The organism is Amycolatopsis sp. NPDC028719 (genome assembly GCF_055565395.1).
Genome location: NZ_JBVHUL010000008.1, coordinates 207,767 through 226,053 on the forward strand (window position 1 = coordinate 207,767; position 18,287 = coordinate 226,053).

Sequence of the window (18,287 nt, forward strand, 5' to 3'; positions counted from 1 at the left end):
TGGGGGGGGGGGGGGGGGGGGGGGGGGGGGGGGGGGGGGGGGGGGGGGGGGGTGGTTTTTTTTCCCCCCCCCCCCCCCCACCCGGAGGCCTCAGCCCGGGGCGACCGCCCGGCCCGTCTGAGGCGAAATCATCCCCGAGCACAGCCCGCGGCTCGCCAGGGTCTGCGCGATCCGCGGGATCGCCGCACGGGTGTTGGCCGGCCATTCGTGCATCAGGATGATCTGGCCGTTGCCGAGGCGGGCGTTGGCCGCGACGATCGCGTCCACGCTCGCGTTGTTCCAGTCCTGCGAATCGACGTCCCAGATGATCTGCCGCAAGCCGTACTTCGCTTCGACGGCCTGCAGCGTCCCGTTCGTTTCGCCGTACGGCGGGCGGAACAGCTTCGGCGTGCCGCCGCCGGCCGCCGCGATCGCCTGCTGCGTCCGGGATACCTCGGAGTCCATCTGGGACTGGCTCTGCTGCGTGAGGTGCGGGTGGGTGTAGCTGTGGTTGCCGACCCACATGCCCGCGCTCACCTCGGCCCGCACCTGCGCCGGATACGCGGCGGCGTACTGGCCCTCGTTGAACATCGTCGCCCGCAACCCGTTCTGCCGCAGAGCGTTCAACAGTGCCGGAGTGTTTCCATCGGACGGTCCGTCGTCGAAGGTGAGGCCCACGTACCCGTTACAGGCGGCGGCGTGCGCGGGCGCCGGCCCGACGGCGGCCGCGCCGGTCACGGCCAGCAGCGCGGCCGCGAGGAGTGCCATGCGCATCGGTCAGCCCACCGAGATGTTCGAGTTGCCGCTGCTCTGGTAACCCTCGGTGGCGAGGATCATGTAGTAGTTGAAGCTGCCCATGCGCATGCCGTAGCGCGCCCAGGCGTCGAAGTGGTTGCCGGTGGTGATGGTGCCGCCGGTCTTCTTCTGCTGCCGCACGGACCAGTACTGGTTGAAGGTCTTGGTCCCCTCGACCGACGGCGCGTTGTACCGCGTGGTCTGGTAGATGTCGTAGGTGCCGCCGTCGCTGGTGACGGTGCCCTTGTAGGTCCCGGTCGGCCGGTAGGTGCCCCAGTTGTCGACGATGTAGTACTCGACGAGCGGGTTCGAGGTCCAGCCGTAGAGGGCGAGGTAGCCGTTGCCGGAGGGGTTGAAGCTGCCGGAGTAGTTCACGGTCCGCCGGCTCCCGTTGCTCCACCCCTTGCCGCCGACGAAGTTGCCGACGTTGCTCCAGTTCATCCGGTAGTTCCCCCCGGAGCCGAGGGTCATCTGGACCGAGCCACCGCCGTCGGTCCAGAAGGAGTAGTAGTAGCCACCGTTGTTCCCGGTCTGGCTGGTGGTGATGACGGTGTCGGCCCGGGCGACCCCGGGCAGGAACGTGGCGATGAGCGCAAGGGCGGCCCCACCGGCGAACACCCTGAAGCGATTCTTGGTGAGCATGCTTCCTCCTCGTCGAGGCTGGGGATGGCGAAAGCATGCGTTCGGGGTGTTCGGTGGGGCAATAACTTTCGGAAAGTTTCGGGAGTACGGCAGGGTTTCCCGGTTATCCGAGCCGGCGACGCCGACGGAGGTCCCGACGCCGCGCGACAGGCCGGATCCACGCTCTCCCACCCGGGGTTTCGACGGCCCGGTACGCGCCGGCGGCGCTCCGCTCGCTGTGCCGGATCACTTCGTCGAACACCCAGTCCGACGCGATCACGGCGAGCACGGCCGTGGTTTGCGCCAGTGCGCGTTTCAACTCGGGCGCGTCGATCAGCTGCTGAGCGTGGAGGATCGACGAACCGGTGACGCCGTACTCGTCGTAGGACACTTCCCCGGCGTGCAAAGCAAGTCTGAGCCGGATCTGTTCCGGTGCCGGGTGAACGGCGTTGTGGGCAAGGAGTTCGTCGGCGAGAGCTACGAGGAGCAGGTCGACGAAAAGGGCCTTCGAGATGTGCGCGGGGGCGAGCACGAGCACGCCATCGCCCAGATCCTCGTGCCGGCAGCCGCCCCAGGGTATGCCCGCGGCGGCGAAGGCCCGCTCGATCGCCCGGTACAGCCCGCCGCGGACCCGCACCTTGTTGGGGTTGGTCCGGCTGTGCCGCCCGAACCCTTCGACGTCGACGACCATGATGGTGCAGTGCGCGGTGGTGAGTCCCAGGCTGCCTCGCCAGTCGAGCTCCTCGGCGAGCGGGCCCGCGGGGGCGATCCCGATCGCACCCGTCAGGACCGCTGACCGCCGACTCCTGCGGGTCCGTCCGCTGGGTCGCGCCTGAGGCTCCGGCATCTGAAACTCATCCGTTCGGGGTATCCACCCGGCGGGTCGCGTACCCGATGAAAAAGCGTTACCACTAGGTTAGCTGAACCCGATCGCGTCAGGTCTCCACAACCGAATACTGTTTGGTTACCGTAACCGCGGAGGCTGTCCCGGAATGAGCGCGCCGTCGTCGCCCGTCGTCGCATCATGGGAACTCGCCCTGCGCTTGAAACGGCAGCGTGAACGGCTGGGCATCGAAGTCAGGGCCATCACCCAAGCTCTGGGCTTCACGCGCAACTACTGGAGCGCGGTCGAGAACGAGCGCAAGATCCTCTCCCCGGAGGCGCTCGCCCGCGTCCTCGACCTCTTCGAGTTCGACGATGAAGAGAAGGCTGAGCTCTTGGCGCTGCGCACCGCCGCCAAGGAGCGCAGCTGGGTGTCGAACTACTCAGCGCTCTTCGACGCCGACGTCCAGCGCCTGTTCGGCTTGGAACAGGGCGCCCGGAGCATGCGCGACTACGAGAGCCTGCTCATTCCCGGCCTGCTCCAGACCGCGGACTACATCCGGGCGATCATGATGCCGGCCGTGACGCTGCCCCAGGTCGAGGTCGACCAGCGCGTCGACGCCCGCTTGCGCCGGCAGCAGCGGCTCGCGGACCCGGACGATCCCTTCAAGCTGACCGCCGTCATCAGCGAAGCCGCCCTGCGGCAGCAGATCGGCGGACGGAAAGTGCTCAGGCAGCAGCTCGTGCATCTGGCCGAGCTGATCGAAAGTCACCCGCGGAAGCTCGACGTCCGCGTCATTCCGTTCACCGCCACCGCGTGCGGGCTCTTCGGTGCCGCGACCGTGCACCTCATCGAATTCGGGAACCCGCGGCTCCCCACCTTGGCCTGGCAAGAAACCGTGACCGCCTGGGGCGTCATCGACGACCCGGTGCAGGTCCGGAACATCACCACCACCTACGAGGACGCGTATGGGCGCGCGCAGTCCCGTGACCAGTCCCTGCAGGTAGTTCATGGCCATTTGAAAGAACTTTGAGGAACCCGAGTTGAGTGAAGACCTGTCTTTCGCGCCCCGTCGTGGATGGTTCAAGAGCAGCTATTCCAACGCCGGCGGCAGCTGCGTCGAAACCCGGCTGACGGCGGACGCGGCCCTGGTCCGCGACACCAAGGACCGCCGTCCCGATCAACCGGTCATCGAGTTTTCGGCCACCGCCTGGACTTCCTTCCTAGGTCTCGTTTCCCCGGAGGACGCTTGATGTCCGGCCGCTGAGCAGAGGTGAGGGGAAAGCCCCTGCAGGGCCCCTCACCCCGAAGCGCGGTAGTCCGGCTCGGCCGGCTCGACCAACCGGATCCAGGCCCGGGCCGTGGTTTCCTTCTCCTGAACCACCACCGGCTCATAGCACCCGCTCAACGGACTGTGCCGGATGATCTCTTCGTGGTACCAAGCCGACGCGATCACCACGAGGTCGGTGTCCGACCACACCAAGCTCTTCCGCACCACCACGGAATTGAGCAGCCGGAAGGCGTGCACGATCGCGGAGCCCGTCGTGCCGTGGGCGTCGTAGCTGACTTCTCCGGCGTGGAGCACCATCCGCAGCCGGATGCGTTCCGGGGGCCGGTGGGAACCGTTGTGCTCGGCCAAGGACCTGGTGAGCGCGTCGGGGACCAGCTCGCTGAACACCGCCTTCGGGTAGCCCGCGGGAGCCAGGACGAGCACGCCGTCACCGAGGTCCGCGTGGTGACAGTGTTCCCACGTCACGCCGCTTTCGGCCAGGGCCAGCCGGAACGCGCGGTACAGCCCTTCCCGCAGCACCAGCCGCTGGAGATTCGTGCGCTCGAAGGACGAAAACCCGTCGATCGCGACCGCGAGAATCGTGTGGTGCACCGGATCCGCCACCGGCTCGACGAGCAAGGGCGGCGAAGCGCCCCGAAGCCACTGCCACACATCCGTCCACGCCATGACGAGATCGTGAACTCACCCGGTGGACGGTTCGCTTGCCGCTTGCTGGACAAATTCTTGACAGCAGCTCGACCCGGGCTGAAACCCGCCGGTCGGCGGGTTACGGTGCTGGCAGGTAAGTCCTGCCGGGGTGGACGGGAAACCCGATGGAATTCCGGATCCTGGGGCCCGTGGAGCTGCTGCTCGACGACCGGAAGGTCGCGCTGGGGCGGGCCAAGGAACGGTCCCTGCTGGGTGTGCTGATGCTCAACCACGGCAAGGTTGTCCCCGTCCGGACCGTCACCGAGGCACTCTGGGACGACAACCCGCCCGACCACGCCCGCAACGATCTGCAGACCTACGTCAGCCGGCTCCGGGCGCGGCTGCGGGGCTTCGGGGCCTCCGCGAAGATCGTCACCCAGCGCGCCGGCTACCAGTTCCTGCCCGGATCCGACGACGTCGACTACGCACGCTTCAAGACCTTGCTCCGCGACGGCGAACAAGCGCGGCAGACGGGACGGCTCGACGAGGCCGCGGACGCCCTGCGGGAAGCGATGGACCTCTGGCGGGGCCCGGTGGTCGAAGACCTCGGCAGCGTGTGGATGGAGCAGAAACGGGAAGACCTCGACCGCTACGACCGGGTCGCCGCCTACCAGGCGTTGTGCGCCGTCGAGCTCGATCGCCACAACTACCGCGAAGTGCTGCGGATCCTCGACGAAGCCATGGTCGACCACGAGCTCGACACCCGGTACATCGCGCAACGGCTCACCGCGCTGAACGGGCTGGGGCACTACGAAGTCTTCGACACCTACTGGAAGCACGTGTACGACCGGTTCGCGCGGTCGTTCGGCACCGGGCCCGGCCAGGAGCTGCAGGAAGTGCACCAGCAGCTGCTGCAGTACCGGGACTCGCCCACGCCGGCCGACCTGCACCGCACCCAGGCGGCCCTCCGCGCGCTGCCGCCCGCCCAGCTCCCGTCGACGGTCAGCCAGTTCGTGGGTCGCGACGAAGACCTCGCCCGGCTGAACGCGCTCTTCCTGCGGTCCCGGGTCGGCGGCCCGCCCGCGACCCTCATCATCGCCGTCACCGGGCCGGCCGGGGCCGGCAAGACGGAGCTGGGACTGCACTGGGCGCACGCCGTCCGCGAGCGGTTCCCCCACGGCCAGCTGCACGCGGACCTCTCCGGGTACGCCGCCGGGCCGCCCCGCGACCCCGCCGAGGTGCTCGCCGAATTCCTCGACGCGCTCGGAGTCGCCGCCGGGGCCGTCCCCGCGAGCCCGGCCGCCCGGACCGGGATGCTGCGGACCCTGCTCGACGACCGCCGGGTGCTGCTCTTCCTCGACAACGCCCGGGATTCCGGGCAGATCGTGCCCCTGCTGCCGGGCAGCGCGCACGCCGTGGTCGTCGTGACCAGCCGGCACCGGCTGAGCGACCTCGTGACCCACCACGGCGCCTACCGGCTGGAAGTGGCCCCCTTCACCGAAGCCGAGATCGCTCCCCTGCTCGAAAGCCTGCTCCGCGACTCCCCGGCCGAGCCACCCGATCCGGCGGCGGTGCTCGCGCTGACCGGCGGCACCCCGCAGGCCGTCCGCACCCTCGCCGAGCTCCTGCCCGGCGCCGGCGGCCTGCCGAGCCCGGCCGAGCTCCTGCTGGCCGGCGAACTGGCGTCGGGAACGATCCTGACGTCGGTGCTGTGGTCCTACCGCGCGCTGGAACCGCCCGCCGCCCGGCTCTTCCGCTCGCTCGCGCTGCACATCGGCCCCGGACTCTCCCTCGAAGCGATCCGCGCCCTCGACGGGACCGACGACGAGACCTGCCGCGGCGCGGTCACCGCGCTCGGTTCCCGGTACCTGATCAGCCGGGAAGAGGGCCGCTACCGGATGGACGCCCTCACCCGCGCGGCCGGCGAACGGCTCGCGCTCGCCCACGACTCCCCCGCCGACCGCCGGCACGCGGAGGAACGGCTCCTCGACTGGTACCTCGCCCGCGTCACGGACGCCGCCGAGGTCCTGGCGCCCGCTCTGCGGCGCACGGCCGAACTGCCTCAAGCCGGGCACCTGCCGGATTTCGCGGCGGCGCAAGCCTTCCTGGCCGACGAAGAGCCGAGCCTGTGCGCCGTGATCCGCCGTGCGGCGGACAGCGACCCGGCCCGGGCGGTGACGTTGCTCCGGCTGGCACGGCCCCACCTGACCATCGGCGACACCGCACCCGAATGGCGCGAAGCCGTCGAGGCGGTCCTCCTCGCCACCCGGGCCGGCCACGACCTCGACGCCGAGGGGCAGGCGTGGACCGGTCTGGCGCGGATCCACCACGCCCTCGGCGACCCGGAGAAGACCGGGGAATCCCTCGAGCTGGCGAACGCGATCTTCGGCAACACCGGCAACAGCCGCGACCGGTCCGAAGTCCTCCTCCTGCTCGCCCGCCACGCGGAAGACGCCGGGGACCCGAGCCGAGCCGAATCCTGCCTGCGCCAGGCCCTCGACATCCAGCACAGCCTGAACGAACCCGCCCGGTGCGCCGCCGCCCGTGGCGCCCTCGGCACGCACCTGCGCCGTCAAGGCCGGCTCGAAGAAGCCGAGACGCACCTCTCCCACGCGAAAATGCTGTACGCCGAACTGGGCGACCACCGGCGCCACGCCGCGATGGCGCTGGAACTCGGCCTGCTGAACCGCCGGTCCGGCCGGACCACGGAGGCCGTCCGGCAGCTCACCGAAGCGGTCACGCTGCACGACCGGTACCCGGCCGGCCACGAGCCGGCGCTCGCCGCGCTGGTCGAGCTGAGCGAAGCCGCCTGCGACGCCGGAGAACACCACGACGTCCTGCTGTTCGCCCGGAAGGCGCTGGGGATTTCGCGGTCCCCCGCCGACCACGTGCGGATCGTCCGGGCGCTGGTGGCCCTGGTCCGGTCCCTGGCCGCGACCGGCCGGCAGGCCGAAGCGTGGAACGAGGCCCGCCAGACCGTCGCGCTCGTCGCCGACGCCGACGAACCGGTCCGCGACCACGTCCGCGAGCAGTTCACCCGGCTCGGGCTGTGGCGGCCGCCGCACGGTGAAGTGTAGGGAAATCCACACGAATACCCCGCTAGCTTCGGTGCCGCATCGTTTCCGACAAGCAGGGGGTCAATTCATGAAACGCATTTCCGCGGCGCTCGCGCTCGGGTTCGCCGTGGCCGCGCTGCCGCTGGCCGCCGGTACCGCCTCGGCGGAGACCACCGCCGTCACCTGTGGCACGCAGTGGACCCAAGGCGCCTCGGGCCCGAACGCCCGGGACTACCAGTGGGGCAACTGCGGCTCCGCCGCCACGAAGATCAAGGTCTATTCGCTGACCTACGGCGGCGTCTTCAAGACCCTGATCGGCGAAAAGTGCGTCGCCGCCGGTTCGGTGGTGCCGCTCGGCGGGACCACCGACTGGCGCGTCCTTTCCTACACCGGCGAAGACACCGGCGCGGGCTGCTGATCCGGCGCGGTGAATGACTCATTCCCGGCGTCCAGTGCCAGGTACGAGTCATTCACCGCAGCCGAACTGCGCGGCGCCTACTCCCGCAGGCCGATCGCGTCGATGGGCCGGGCCCGCAGCGCCACCCACGTCGACAGCCCCATCGCCACCAGCCCCAGCACCGCCGCGCCGCCGATGATTCCGAAGTAGACGGACAGCGGCCCCGACGGCACCGGGCTCCCCCGCAGTCCCAGGTTCAGCAACGCCAGCGGCACCAGCGCGACCACCGTCCCCACGACCACCGCGATCCCGACCGTGACCAGGGCCTCGAGCCGCATCATGTGGGTCACCTGGCGGCGGGTCGTGCCGACCAGCCGCAGCAACGCGAACTCCCGCGACCGCTGCGCCGTCGTCAGCACCAGCGTGTTGGCCACCGAAATCGCCAGGTACCCGACGATGACGCCGACCGCGACCAGGTTCAGGTAGAACTGCGCCTGCCGGTCGCCGCCCTCGGGAGCCGGTGCCGGCGAATCGACCGTCAGCCCCGGGTACGGCAACGAGCGCAGCGCCGAAGAAACCGCGGCGGGATCGGCGTTCACCGAACGCCGCACCAGCACCGCATCGTCCAGCCGGCCGCCGTTGTGCTCGCGGGCCAGCGCCACCGGCAGCACGAAGTCGCCGAACGCCAGGTCGTGCGTGTACGTCGCCACCAGCCGCAGCTTCGCCGGGACGCCGTCGCCGAAGTAGAACGTGACCTCGTCGCCGATCTTCTTGTCCAGCCAGTCGGCCTCCGAGCGGCTCAAGGCGACCGTGTCACCGGCCAGGTCCGCGAGCCGTCCGCCGTCGACGCCCAGCTCCAGGGCACCGCGCACCTGCTCGCCCGCCAAGCCCTGCGCGGACTTGCGCTGGACGTCCACGCTGTCGCCGACCGTCGACACCGTGAGCACCGACGTCCGCACCACCGGCGTCGCCGTCGCGACCCCCGGCACCCGGGCGACGGCCGCGGCGACCTCCGGGGAGACCCCCGCCGGGCCGCTCAGCACGTAGTCGGCCGTCGTCGAGCGGGCCGTCTCCTCCGCCGCGGCCGCCGTCGACGACGTCTGGCTGTAGAACGTCGCCAACGCGAACGCGATCGACAGCATCAGCGGGGTCACCGCCGCGGCCAGCCGCCGCGTGTTGGCCTGGGCGTTCGCGCCGGCCAGGTATCCGCTGATCCGCCAGACCCGCCCCAGCGGCGGCGCCAGCACCCGCACCACCAGCGCGGTCACCTGCGGTCCGACGACGGCCAGCCCGATGACGACGACCAGCGTCGCCATCGTCGAGATCGCGGTTCCGATTTCGCCGCGCAGGAACAGTGGCACGAAAGCACCCGCGAAGCCCGCGAACACCAGGCTCCACCCGGTGATCGAGCGGCCGCGGCCGAGCTCACGGCGTTCGACCGCCGCCTCGCCGAGCGCTTCCACCGGCCGGATCGTCGACGGCCGCCGCGCCGCCGCCCACGCCGCCAGCCGGGCCGCGCCCAGACCGAGCAGCAGCGCCGCGACGGACGGCAGCGGGCTGATCGCCAGCCCGAAGTCGGCCGGGATCACGCCGATCGCGGCGAACGCGTCCCGCAGCCCGGAGGCCACCGCCAGGCCCAGCGCGCCGCCGAGCACCCCCGCGACGAGCGCGACCAACGTCGTTTCGGTGCCGATGAGCTGGCGGATCTGCTTCGGCGTCGCCGCTACCGCCCGCAGCAACGCGAACTCCCGGCGCCGCCGGTTGATCGTCAGGGCGAGCGTGCTCGCCACCACGAACACGGCCACGAGCAGGGCGAACCCGCCGAACGAGCCGGCGACGGCCAGCAGCAGCATCCGCGTCTGGCTGACGTCGAGGAACTCGATCGTGCTGCGCTCGATGCCGGTGGTGACCTCGGCGCCGTCCGCGACCGCGCCGATCCGCTCGGCGAGCGTCTCCGGCGGCACGCCCGGGTCGGCCAGGACACCGATCGCGTGCGCCTGGCCGGGCTGCGCGGTCAGCTCCGCGGCCCGCTGCGGCGTGAAGAACAGCGCCGACTGGCGTGACAGGCTGTTGACGACGCCGCTGACCCGGAACGTCATCGGCACCGACCGGGTCGCGATCCGCACCTGCCCGCCGACACCGACACCGGCGCGCTGGGCCAGGTCGGCGTCCAGGACGACGTCGCCGGGGGCCGCGGGCGCCGCACCCGCGCGGAGCGTGAACGGCGCCAGCACGGCCGCGTCCCAGTTGTGGCCCAGGGACTGCGGCCCGCCGAGCACTTCGCCGGACGCCGTCACGACCTGCGCCGGGAAGCTCTGCTCCGCGACCGCCGTCCGGACGCCGGGCACCGAAGCGATCCGGCCGGCCAGGGCCGCCGGGACCGACGGCTGCTCGCCGACCTGCTCCAGCGTCAGCGCGTCGGCTCCGGGCGGGTGCACGCTCTGGGCCCCGCCGACGACGACGGCCGCGGCGGCGTAGCGCTGGGTGGGGACGCCGGCGCGCAGGCCGGACTCCATGAGGACCCCGCAGCCCGCCACCAGGGCGGTGCCGCACAGGATCGCGATGAACGCGCCGGCGAACCCGCCGAGCCGCGTCCGGATCGTCTGCCAGGCGAGGGACAGCACGGTCACCACTCCCCGAGGTGCGTCATCCGCTCCGCCACCCGCTCGGGGGTGGGGTGCGGGAGGTGCCCGGCCAGCCGGCCGTCGGCGAGGAAGAGCACGCCGTGCGCGGCCGAGGCGGCGACCGGGTCGTGGGTCACCATCAGCACGGTCTGTCCCATGCCGTCGACGACGGCGCGGAGCAGGTCGAGCACCTGCCGCGCGGTGCGGGTGTCGAGGGCGCCGGTCGGCTCGTCGGCCAGCACGACGTCGGGCCGGGCGATGAGCGCCCGGGCGATCGCGACGCGCTGCTGCTGCCCGCCGGACAGCTCCGCCGGGCGGTGCTCCAGCCGCTTCGCCATCCCAACGCCTTCGACGATTTCACGCAGCCACTGCGGGTCCGGCTTGGTGCCGGCGAGCCGAAGGGGCAGCGTGATGTTCTGCAGCACGTTCAGCGACGGCATGAGGTTGTAGGCCTGGAAGACGAACCCGACGCGGGTCCGCCGCAGCCGGGTCAGCTCGTTCTCCTTCAGCCGCCCGATCTCGGTGCCGCCGAGCAGCACCTTCCCCGAGGTCGGCCGGTCCAGGCCGGCCGCGCAGTGCAGGAAGGTGCTCTTGCCCGAGCCCGACGGGCCCATCACGGCGGTGAACGTCCCCCGCGGCACGTTCGCCGTCACGCCGTCCAGCGCGGTGACGGCGCCGTCGCCGGAGCCGTACACCTTGCGCACCCCGGCCAGTTCCAGCGCGTTCGCTGTCGTCATCGGTGATCCCCTTTGTTCTGTCCCCACGAAAACTAGGGCGGCCGGGGCGGGACTTCGATCCTGTGCGGGGGTGGATCCGGGGTAGCGCCAGCACCACCACGGCGGTGGGGTGGGACACTGTCGGGGTGACGACCCGCCTGCGCGAGTGCTGGTCGGCGGCTCGTTACCTCGTGGTCGGCGCCGGCACGTCGCTGTTGTCGATCTTCGCCCTCGTGGGCCTCTTGGCCGTGCTGCTGCTGTGCCCGGTCGGCGTGGGCATCCCGTCGCTCGCGCCGGCGATCAAGCTGGCGCGGTGGCCGGTCGGGGTCGACCGCCGCCGGGCCGCGCGCCGGCTCGGCGAGGCCATCCCCGAGCCGTACCGGGACGGCTCGCCGCTGAAGGACCCGGCGACCCGCCGTGACCTCGCGTGGCTCGCCATCCACGCCGCGACCGGCCTGGTGCTCGGCAGCCTGGCGATCGGCCTGCCGGTCGGCGCGGTCCAGCAGGTCGTCACGGTGATCATCTGGCCGGCGGTGCCCGGCGGGATCGAAGGCTCCCTCGGCATCGTGGTCAACTCGTGGCCGCGGGCGGGGCTCGACTTCCTGATCGCCGTCGCGATGGCCGCGGCGACGCTCCTGCTGCCCCGCGCCGCGCGCTGGCAGGCCCGCACCGCGCGGAAACTGCTCCGGCCGGCGCCCGGTGTCGTCCTGGCCGACCGGGTCGCCGAACTGACCGCGACGCGGGCGGCCGCGCTGGAGGCGCACGGCGCCGAGCTGCGCCGCATCGAGCGTGACCTGCACGACGGCACCCAGGCGCGGATCGCCGCGGTCGTCCTGCAGCTGGGCATCGCCGGCCAGCTCTACGACCGCGACCCGGAGACGGTGCGCGACCTGCTGGTCAAGGCGCAGGACACCGCGACCGACGCGCTCGCCGAGCTGCGGACGGTCGTGCGGAGCATCTACCCGCCGCTGCTGAGCGAACGCGGTCTCGCCGGGGCGGTGCGCGCGCTCGCCGAGCGCACCCCGGTGCCGACGGCGGTCACCGTCGAGTACGAAACCGGCCGGCCGGCCGCCGTCGAGGCCGCCGCGTACTTCGTCGTCGCCGAGGTGCTGGCCAACGTCACCAAGCACGCCGACGCGTCCGCTGTGGACATCAAGCTGGGTGGCACGCCTTCCCTGCTGACCCTGGTGATCCGCGACGACGGCCGCGGCGGTGCCGACGAAAGGCGCGGCAGCGGGCTCGCCGGCATCCGGCGCCGCGCCGAAGCCTTCGACGGAACCCTCACCCTGACCAGCCCACCCGGTGGGCCGACCGTGCTGCGAGTGGAGCTGCCATGCGGGTCGTGATCGCCGAGGACGACGCTTTGCTGCGCGAAGGCCTCTCGCTGCTGTTGAAGACGGCGGGCATCGAGGTGGCCGCCACGTTCGACAACGCCGAGGACTTCCTCACCTTCGTCGCCGACGACCGGCCGGACGCCGTCGTGATGGACGTCCGGATGCCGCCGACCCACCGCGACGAGGGCCTGCGCGCCGCCGTCCGCGCCCGTGAGATCCACCCGGGCCTGCCGGTGCTGGTGCTTTCCGCCCACGTGGAGACGAGCTACGCGGTCGAGCTGCTCGCCGACGGCGTCGGCGCGGTCGGCTACCTGCTCAAGGAGCGCGTCGGCAAGGTCGAGCGGTTCCTCGACGCGCTCGAGCGGGTCGCGAAGGGCGGCACGGCGATGGACCCGGAGGTCATCGGCCAGCTGATGGCGCGCCGGCGGGCGGCGGACCCCCTGGACGCGTTGACCGCGCGCGAGCGTGAGGTGCTGGCGCTGATGGCCGAGGGCTACAACAACAGCACGATCGCCGAACTGCTCGTCGTCAGCGACGGCGCGGTGCTCAAGCACATCCGCAACATCTTCGCGAAGCTCGGCCTGCCGTCGGACGAAGGCGGCGGGCACCGCCGGGTGCTGGCGGTGCTCGCCTACCTGGGCCGGGACGCGGGGTAGCGCAGGCACCACCCCGGATCCGGGTGCGCACGGCATCGTTTCCCGCCTCGGCCGGCTCTAGCGTTCGTGTCATGACCAACACCGATGTTCCCGCCCGCACCGCGGCGCCCCTCGTCCTCTGGCCGGTCCTGCTGGTCGCCGCCGCGGTCAACGCGGTCGGCTCCTTCACCGGACTGGCCGACCCCTTCCGGATCACCGCCGGTGCGATCGCGACGATCGCGCTCGTCCTGCTGGTCGCCCACTACGTCCGGCGACGGCGATAGCGGCCGCCACCAGCGCCGCGGCCACCCAGAACGGGTTCGCCGCTCCCGCGAGCACCGGGCCCGCCGTCGCCCCGATGTTGAGCGCGGCCGTCGCGTAGGAGCCCGCCATCGTGGGCGCGCCGGTGGCCAGGCGCAGGATCCGGGTGATCACCGTGCCGCCGACCGCGAAGGACAACGCACCCTGCGTGAAGGCGAGGGCTACGAGTGCCGTGGGGACCAGGGCCAGCACGATCCAGCCCCCGAGCAGCAGTGAGCCGCCGATCGCGATGACGCGACCGGGCCACCGGTCGGCGAGCCGCCCGGCCGCCGTGACGCCGGCGAAGCACCCGAGGCCGAAGGCGGCGAGCACGACCGGCGCGGCGCTGCCTGCGACCGGCGCCAGGGAGGCGAAGACGCCGAAGGTGGCCGCGTTGACGAGCGCGCCGAGCAGGAGAACGCGGGGCAGCCGGCGAAGTTCCCGGAGTTCGCCCCGCAGGTCGGCCTCGCCACCGGCCGGGGTGTCGGCGATGCGCGCCACCCCGAAGAGGGCGGGCAGGCACAGCGCGGCGACGGTCCAGAAGGCCGAGCGCCAGCCGAAGGCGGCGTCAAGCAGTGCCCCACCGGGGATGCCGGCGACGCACGCCAAGGTCGTTCCACCGAGGAGAACGGCGACAGCGCGGCCTTCACGTTCGACGGTCAGGGCGACGGCGAGGAAACCGGCGTCGGCGACGGCGGCGACCACCCGCGTCCCGAGCAGGACGGCGAAGGACGTCGTCAGCCCGCCGACTACGTGCACGACGACGAAGAGGGCCAGGAAGCTCACCAGGGCGGTCCGAGGTCGCCAGGTCCGCGCGAGGGCGGCCATCAGCGGAGCCCCGGCGACCATCCCGGCGGCGAAGGCGGAGGTCAGGTAGCCGGCTTGCGCGAGCGAGACGTCGAGCGCGCCGGCGATGCCGGGCACGAGCCCGGCGAGCATGAATTCGGACGTACCCATGGCGAACACGCCCAGGGCGAGGAAGTACAGGGACACGCGAAGCTCCAGGGATCACGGAATCGGCGGACGATTCGTGGTCACCCGGGGGCCCGGGGAAGCGGAAGTTACCGGGCTGCCGGGAAGACCGACAGCCCGGCCCTGGACGCTTCGGGGCTCGCCATGATCCAAAGTCTAACGCAGGTCGCCTCCGATGCAGTGAATGACTCATTCCTGGCGCCGGACGCCAGGAATGAGTCATTCACTGCATTCAAACCGAAAGCCGGCGCGTCCACTAAGGACGGAGGCTCCGCAGCATCAGGTTCGCGAAGTGCTCCCCGACCTGCTCCCCGGACAGCTCACCCTCGGCGTGGTACCACATGTGGAGCCGGTGGATCGCGCCGTAGTGGTAGTTGATCACCAGGTCGGCGGGGACGTCGCCGCGGAAGATCCCGGCGCGCTGGCCCTCTTCGACCAGGGCTCGCACGCGCTCGTGGTAGCGGCGGCGTTCGGCCCGCACCTGGATCTGCTTGGGCTTCTCCAGCAACGGGAAGGACTGGAAGAACACCGTCGCCGCGTCGAGGTCCGCGATGCTGGTCGTGACGACGTCGGCGATGATGGCGTGCAGCCGTTCCGGCAGGGGCAGGTCCGACTCGGCGATGGTCCGCATCCGCTGGGCCTGCATCCGCAGCATCGCGGTGTAGATCTCCAGGAGCAGGTCGTCCTTGGACTCGAAGTAGTGATACAGCCCACCTTTGGTGACGCCGGCCTCTTCGACGATCTCCCGGACCGTCGTGGCCTCGAACCCCTTCTCGGCGAACAGGCGCACAGCTGCCCGCATGACCCTGTCCCTGACCACCATGTCGCCACCCTAGATGAGCGGGTGGACCGGCCCGCGCGGCGCCGCGGACCGGCCCACGTCCTCACTTCCCCAGCAGGTTCACCTGGTCAGGGGTGACGCGTTCGCCGCTGTACGGCGTGATGGCCCCGGTGCCCCGGTCGGTGACGGCCGGTTGCTGGATCACCGTCGTCGTGGTGTCCGGGTTGATCTTGAACACGTACGCGCCGGTGTACCCGGAGTGCGAGTCCTTCGAGAACCCGAACGGCGTCAGGCCCGGTCCCTTGAGGGCGCCGGAGCTCATGGCATCGACGATCTTCTGCCGCGTCGGGTCCGGCCCGGCGGCCTTCAGCGCCTGGCCGAACGTGTACGCCTGCACCATCCCGTAGAACAGCGTGTTGGTGAGCGGCTCCTTCGGGATGTACTTGTCGTGGATGCCCTTGAAGTAGGCGACCCACGGGTCGGACGTCTGCGCGACGTCGGGCAGGTAGCCGGTGCCGATCAGCCCGTTGAGCAGCTGGCCGCTCGACACGCTCGCCCCGCCGCGCTTGGCGAAGTCCTGCAGCAGCCCGGACAGCGTCGCCGGGTCCGCGCCGATGCTGCTGACGACGAACTGCGGCTTGTACCCGATCTTCGCCGCGGCCAGGATCGACAGCGCGGTGAACGCCGGGATGCACTCGCAGACGACGACCTCGGCGCCCGCGGCCTTGAGCGCGGACAGCTGCGGCGTGACGTCGGTGTTGGCGCTGTCGTAGCCCTGCCGCGCGACGGTCTGGTCCTTGATGAACTGGTCGAGCCCGGCCTGGGTGTCGCGGCCGACGTCGTCGTTCTGCGTGAAGTACCCGACCTTCTTGCCGGCGAAGGTGTCCTTGATGTACTTGCCCTGGACCTTGCCCTCACGGGCGTAGTCCAGCTGGTAGCCGAAGGTCATCGGCGCCTTCTGGGGGTTGTCCCACGCCAGCGCGCCCGAAGACACCAGCAGGTCCGGCACGCCTTCGGAGTTCAGGTAGTCGACGACCTTCGAGTGCGTCGGCGTGCCCAGCCCGCCGACGATCGCGAACACCTTGTCCTGCAGGACGAGCTTCTTCACGACCTCGACGGTCTTCGTCGGGTTGTAGCCGTCGTCCTCGACCTTGTAGTCGATCTTGCGGCCGTTGATCCCGCCGCCGTCGTTGATGGCCTGGTACACCGCGCGGGCGCCGACGGAGATCTTGCTGTACCCGGGCGCGGCCGGGCCGGTGAGCGGCTGGTGGCTGCCGATGACGACGGTGTCCTTGGTGACGCCGACGGCCGAGTCGGCGGCCTGCTGACCGCCGCCGTCGCTCTCCCCCGCACCTCCGCACGCGGTCAGCGCCAAGGCCAGGGCGAGGAAGCCCGCGCCGGTTCTAGTGCTTCTCATTGTTCTCCTTCTTTTCGGCGGGTCGACGGAGAAGTCCACGCAGCCGCTGGAAGCCGCCCTGGATGCCGCGCGGGAAGGCGAGCACGACGACGATGAGGATCACGCCGTACACCGCGAGCGGGAGGTTGTTGGCCACGTCGGTGTTCAGGTGCAGGACGTCGGCGAGGTCCTCGGACCAGGCCTGGAAGTACACGAGCGCGACCGCGCCCCACAGTGCGCCCCAGAGGGAACCCAGCCCGCCCAGCACCACGGCCGCCAGCAGGCTCAGCGACAGCGCCGGCGTGAACGAGCCGGGTGCGGCGGTGCCGAGCAGGAACGCCTGCAGGCCACCGGCCAGGCCGCCGCAGACCGCGCTGATGAGGAAGGCGAGGATCTTCGTGCGCCCGACGGCGATCCCGCTCAGCGACGCGGCGACCTCGTCGTCGCGCACGGCGCGGAAGTCGCGCCCGAGCCGGCCGCGCACGACGTTGACCACCAGCACCAGGGCGATGAGCACGCTGAGCCAGACGATCCAGGTCTGCCAGCGCAGTTCGGGAACGGCGACCCCGGACGGTCTGCTGTGGACGGTGAAGCTGAGCCCGTTGCTGCCGCCCAGGAAGTCCTGGAACCGGCGGGTCAGCGCGGGCAGGCCGACGGCCAGCGCGAGCGTCGCCCCGGCGAGGTACGGCCCCCGCAGCCGGGCCGCGGCGGCTCCGGCCAGCAGCCCCGCGAGCCCGCCGGCGGCCGAGGCGAGCAGCAGGTCGGCCCACAGCGGGAACGCCGGCACCCGGCGCACCAGCAGCGCGACCGTGTACGCGCCGATGAACATGAACGCGCCGTGGCCCAGCGAAACCTGCCCGGTGAGGCCGGTGAGCAGGCTCAGCCCGGCGACCGCGATCAGGTAGTAGCCGATCGTCGCGATCCGCAGGTTGGTGAACTCGTCGGTGACCAGCGTCAGCACCACGACCACGGCGAACGCGGCCAGCGCGAACAGGACGTGGCGGAGCAGGGGCGGCAGCACCCGCTTCTTCTTCGCCGTCGCCACAGCGGTTTCCGGAACACTCGTGCGCACGGTCATACCCGCCTCACCTTCGCGCGGCCGAACAACCCGCTGGGACGCACGATCAGCACGACGACGAGGATCGCCAGCGCGGCGATCGTCACCATCTCCGGCCCCAGGTACCCGGACACGTAGGACAGTCCGACGCCGAGGACGAACCCGCCGGCGATGGTGCCCAGCGGGTTGTCCAGGCCGCCGAGCACCGCCGCGGTAAGGGCGTAGACGAAGACGCCGTCGAGCACGTTCGGGAAGAGGAACGGCGGGGTGGCGAGCAGCCCGGCCAGCGAACCGACCGCCGCCGCGAGGCCCCAGCCGATGGTGAGCATCAGCCCGACCCGCACGCCGAGCGTGCGCGCCACCTCCGGGGCGAACGCGGCCGCCCGCATCCGCAGGCCCAGCGGCGTGTACTTGAACACCACCAGCACGAGCGCGGCGATCAGGAGCACCACGAGCACCACGAACAGGTCGTTGGTGGAGAACCGGCCGACGAAGTCGAAGGCGTACGGGAACGCCAGCGGCTCGTTGGACCAGATCATGCCCGCGATCGCCTGCAGGACCAGGAGCAAGCCGAGGGTGACGATGATCGAGCTCAGTTCGGAGCGGTGCCGCAGCGGCCGGATCAGCAGCCGCTCGGTGGCGACCCCCAGCAGGGTCCCGGCCACGATCGCGACGGCGAAGCCGAGCCAGTAGCTGCCCGTCGCCTTCGTCACCGAGTACGCGAGGTAAGTCGAGATCAGGGCGAGGGCGGGCTGGGCGAAGTTCACCACCCGGGTGGCCCGGTAGATGATGACCAGCGCGAGCCCGAGCGCCGCGTAGACCGCGCCGGCGGAGATCCCGCCGAGGGTCAGGTCGAGGAATTCCTGCATACCGGACCGTTCTC

18 protein-coding genes are annotated in these 18,287 nt (G+C 71.3%); 7 read left to right on the forward strand and 11 right to left on the reverse strand.

Annotation, left to right across the window (positions count from 1 at the left end):
- Positions 1-90 precede the first annotated feature (90 nt).
- The 3 genes from ACZ4TR_RS33590 to ACZ4TR_RS33600 form a co-directional block, all read right to left on the reverse strand.
- Positions 91-753 carry a polysaccharide deacetylase family protein gene (locus ACZ4TR_RS33590; protein ID WP_465291713.1) on the reverse strand — a complete coding sequence of 221 codons (663 nt, stop codon included), beginning with the start codon at positions 751-753 and terminating at the stop codon, positions 91-93.
- A gap of 3 nt (positions 754-756) precedes the next feature.
- Entirely contained in the window at positions 757-1,416 is a 660-nt protein-coding gene (locus tag ACZ4TR_RS33595) for a glycoside hydrolase family 11 protein (RefSeq protein WP_465291714.1), read from the reverse strand.
- Between the two features lie 103 nt (positions 1,417-1,519).
- Entirely contained in the window at positions 1,520-2,086 is a 567-nt protein-coding gene (locus ACZ4TR_RS33600; protein WP_465291716.1) for a hypothetical protein, read from the reverse strand.
- 301 nt (positions 2,087-2,387) lie between these two features.
- On the opposite strand from ACZ4TR_RS33600, the gene ACZ4TR_RS33605 reads away from it, so the two are divergent.
- Together ACZ4TR_RS33605 and ACZ4TR_RS33610 are read left to right on the forward strand one after the other, a co-directional pair.
- Positions 2,388-3,251 carry a helix-turn-helix domain-containing protein gene (locus ACZ4TR_RS33605; protein WP_465291718.1) on the forward strand — a complete coding sequence of 288 codons (864 nt, stop codon included), beginning with the start codon at positions 2,388-2,390 and terminating at the stop codon, positions 3,249-3,251.
- 10 nt (positions 3,252-3,261) lie between these two features.
- A complete protein-coding gene (locus ACZ4TR_RS33610; RefSeq protein ID WP_465291720.1) occupies positions 3,262-3,471 on the forward strand; it encodes a DUF397 domain-containing protein in 210 nt (69 codons plus the stop codon).
- Positions 3,472-3,518: 47 nt separating this feature from the next.
- On the opposite strand, the gene ACZ4TR_RS33615 is transcribed toward ACZ4TR_RS33610, so the two are convergent.
- Positions 3,519-4,175 carry a hypothetical protein gene (locus ACZ4TR_RS33615; protein ID WP_465291721.1) on the reverse strand — a complete coding sequence of 219 codons (657 nt, stop codon included), beginning with the start codon at positions 4,173-4,175 and terminating at the stop codon, positions 3,519-3,521.
- 146 nt (positions 4,176-4,321) lie between these two features.
- Between ACZ4TR_RS33615 and ACZ4TR_RS33620 the strand changes: the two genes are divergently transcribed.
- Both ACZ4TR_RS33620 and ACZ4TR_RS33625 read left to right on the forward strand, forming a co-directional pair.
- Entirely contained in the window at positions 4,322-7,213 is a 2,892-nt protein-coding gene (locus tag ACZ4TR_RS33620) for an AfsR/SARP family transcriptional regulator (RefSeq protein WP_465291723.1), read from the forward strand.
- 67 nt (positions 7,214-7,280) lie between these two features.
- Positions 7,281-7,610, forward strand: coding sequence for a hypothetical protein (locus tag ACZ4TR_RS33625; RefSeq protein WP_465291725.1), 330 nt, complete (start codon positions 7,281-7,283; stop codon positions 7,608-7,610).
- A 77-nt stretch (positions 7,611-7,687) separates the two neighbouring features.
- Here the strand turns inward: ACZ4TR_RS33625 and ACZ4TR_RS33630 are convergent, their stop codons facing one another.
- Both ACZ4TR_RS33630 and ACZ4TR_RS33635 read right to left on the reverse strand, forming a co-directional pair.
- Positions 7,688-10,222 carry an ABC transporter permease gene (locus tag ACZ4TR_RS33630; RefSeq protein WP_465291727.1) on the reverse strand — a complete coding sequence of 845 codons (2,535 nt, stop codon included), beginning with the start codon at positions 10,220-10,222 and terminating at the stop codon, positions 7,688-7,690.
- Complete coding sequence (locus tag ACZ4TR_RS33635) at positions 10,216-10,950, reverse strand: ABC transporter ATP-binding protein (protein ID WP_285485165.1); 735 nt, start codon at positions 10,948-10,950, stop codon at positions 10,216-10,218. Before ACZ4TR_RS33635 ends, ACZ4TR_RS33630 begins: the two co-directional genes overlap by 7 nt.
- Positions 10,951-11,075: 125 nt before the next feature.
- Between ACZ4TR_RS33635 and ACZ4TR_RS33640 the strand changes: the two genes are divergently transcribed.
- From ACZ4TR_RS33640 to ACZ4TR_RS33650, 3 genes are all read left to right on the forward strand, one after another.
- A complete protein-coding gene (locus ACZ4TR_RS33640) occupies positions 11,076-12,275 on the forward strand; it encodes a sensor histidine kinase (RefSeq protein ID WP_465291729.1) in 1,200 nt (399 codons plus the stop codon).
- A complete protein-coding gene (locus ACZ4TR_RS33645) occupies positions 12,263-12,919 on the forward strand; it encodes a response regulator (RefSeq protein WP_465291731.1) in 657 nt (218 codons plus the stop codon). Before ACZ4TR_RS33640 ends, ACZ4TR_RS33645 begins: the two co-directional genes overlap by 13 nt.
- A 71-nt stretch (positions 12,920-12,990) precedes the next feature.
- Positions 12,991-13,182 (forward strand): hypothetical protein, encoded by a 192-nt coding sequence (locus tag ACZ4TR_RS33650; protein ID WP_465291733.1) that lies wholly within the window; start codon positions 12,991-12,993, stop codon positions 13,180-13,182.
- Here ACZ4TR_RS33650 and ACZ4TR_RS33655 read toward each other — a convergent pair.
- The 5 genes from ACZ4TR_RS33655 to ACZ4TR_RS33675 all read right to left on the reverse strand — a co-directional run bounded on the left by ACZ4TR_RS33655 (position 13,112) and on the right by ACZ4TR_RS33675 (position 18,273).
- Positions 13,112-14,155 (reverse strand): MFS transporter, encoded by a 1,044-nt coding sequence (locus ACZ4TR_RS33655; RefSeq protein ID WP_465292008.1) that lies wholly within the window; start codon positions 14,153-14,155, stop codon positions 13,112-13,114. The genes ACZ4TR_RS33650 and ACZ4TR_RS33655 overlap by 71 nt on opposite strands.
- A 271-nt stretch (positions 14,156-14,426) precedes the next feature.
- Positions 14,427-14,993, reverse strand: coding sequence for a TetR/AcrR family transcriptional regulator (locus ACZ4TR_RS33660; protein ID WP_465291735.1), 567 nt, complete (start codon positions 14,991-14,993; stop codon positions 14,427-14,429).
- 61 nt (positions 14,994-15,054) lie between these two features.
- On the reverse strand, positions 15,055-16,368 hold the full coding sequence (locus ACZ4TR_RS33665) for an ABC transporter substrate-binding protein (RefSeq protein WP_364529143.1): 1,314 nt from the start codon (positions 16,366-16,368) through the stop codon (positions 15,055-15,057).
- On the reverse strand, positions 16,355-17,425 hold the full coding sequence (locus ACZ4TR_RS33670) for a branched-chain amino acid ABC transporter permease (RefSeq protein WP_465291737.1): 1,071 nt from the start codon (positions 17,423-17,425) through the stop codon (positions 16,355-16,357). Before ACZ4TR_RS33670 ends, ACZ4TR_RS33665 begins: the two co-directional genes overlap by 14 nt.
- Positions 17,422-18,273, reverse strand: coding sequence for a branched-chain amino acid ABC transporter permease (locus tag ACZ4TR_RS33675; protein ID WP_465291738.1), 852 nt, complete (start codon positions 18,271-18,273; stop codon positions 17,422-17,424). Before ACZ4TR_RS33675 ends, ACZ4TR_RS33670 begins: the two co-directional genes overlap by 4 nt.
- Between the last annotated feature and the right edge of the window lie 14 nt (positions 18,274-18,287).

What these genes read in the sequence shown, in the direction of transcription:
- ACZ4TR_RS33660 (WP_465291735.1), bottom strand. Translation starts at nt 14,993, where the DNA reads ATGGTGGTCAGGGACAGGGTCATGCGGGCAGCTGTGCGCCTGTTCGCC.
- ACZ4TR_RS33625 (WP_465291725.1), top strand. Translation starts at nt 7,281, where the DNA reads ATGAAACGCATTTCCGCGGCGCTCGCGCTCGGGTTCGCCGTGGCCGCG.
- ACZ4TR_RS33600 (WP_465291716.1), bottom strand. Translation starts at nt 2,086, where the DNA reads ATGGTCGTCGACGTCGAAGGGTTCGGGCGGCACAGCCGGACCAACCCC.
- ACZ4TR_RS33620 (WP_465291723.1), top strand. Translation starts at nt 4,322, where the DNA reads ATGGAATTCCGGATCCTGGGGCCCGTGGAGCTGCTGCTCGACGACCGG.
- ACZ4TR_RS33645 (WP_465291731.1), top strand. Translation starts at nt 12,263, where the DNA reads ATGCGGGTCGTGATCGCCGAGGACGACGCTTTGCTGCGCGAAGGCCTC.
- ACZ4TR_RS33670 (WP_465291737.1), bottom strand. Translation starts at nt 17,425, where the DNA reads ATGACCGTGCGCACGAGTGTTCCGGAAACCGCTGTGGCGACGGCGAAG.
- ACZ4TR_RS33595 (WP_465291714.1), bottom strand. Translation starts at nt 1,416, where the DNA reads ATGCTCACCAAGAATCGCTTCAGGGTGTTCGCCGGTGGGGCCGCCCTT.
- ACZ4TR_RS33655 (WP_465292008.1), bottom strand. Translation starts at nt 14,155, where the DNA reads ATGGGTACGTCCGAATTCATGCTCGCCGGGCTCGTGCCCGGCATCGCC.
- ACZ4TR_RS33590 (WP_465291713.1), bottom strand. Translation starts at nt 753, where the DNA reads ATGCGCATGGCACTCCTCGCGGCCGCGCTGCTGGCCGTGACCGGCGCG.
- ACZ4TR_RS33605 (WP_465291718.1), top strand. Translation starts at nt 2,388, where the DNA reads ATGAGCGCGCCGTCGTCGCCCGTCGTCGCATCATGGGAACTCGCCCTG.
- ACZ4TR_RS33665 (WP_364529143.1), bottom strand. Translation starts at nt 16,368, where the DNA reads ATGAGAAGCACTAGAACCGGCGCGGGCTTCCTCGCCCTGGCCTTGGCG.
- ACZ4TR_RS33615 (WP_465291721.1), bottom strand. Translation starts at nt 4,175, where the DNA reads ATGGCGTGGACGGATGTGTGGCAGTGGCTTCGGGGCGCTTCGCCGCCC.
- ACZ4TR_RS33675 (WP_465291738.1), bottom strand. Translation starts at nt 18,273, where the DNA reads ATGCAGGAATTCCTCGACCTGACCCTCGGCGGGATCTCCGCCGGCGCG.
- ACZ4TR_RS33635 (WP_285485165.1), bottom strand. Translation starts at nt 10,950, where the DNA reads ATGACGACAGCGAACGCGCTGGAACTGGCCGGGGTGCGCAAGGTGTAC.
- ACZ4TR_RS33650 (WP_465291733.1), top strand. Translation starts at nt 12,991, where the DNA reads ATGACCAACACCGATGTTCCCGCCCGCACCGCGGCGCCCCTCGTCCTC.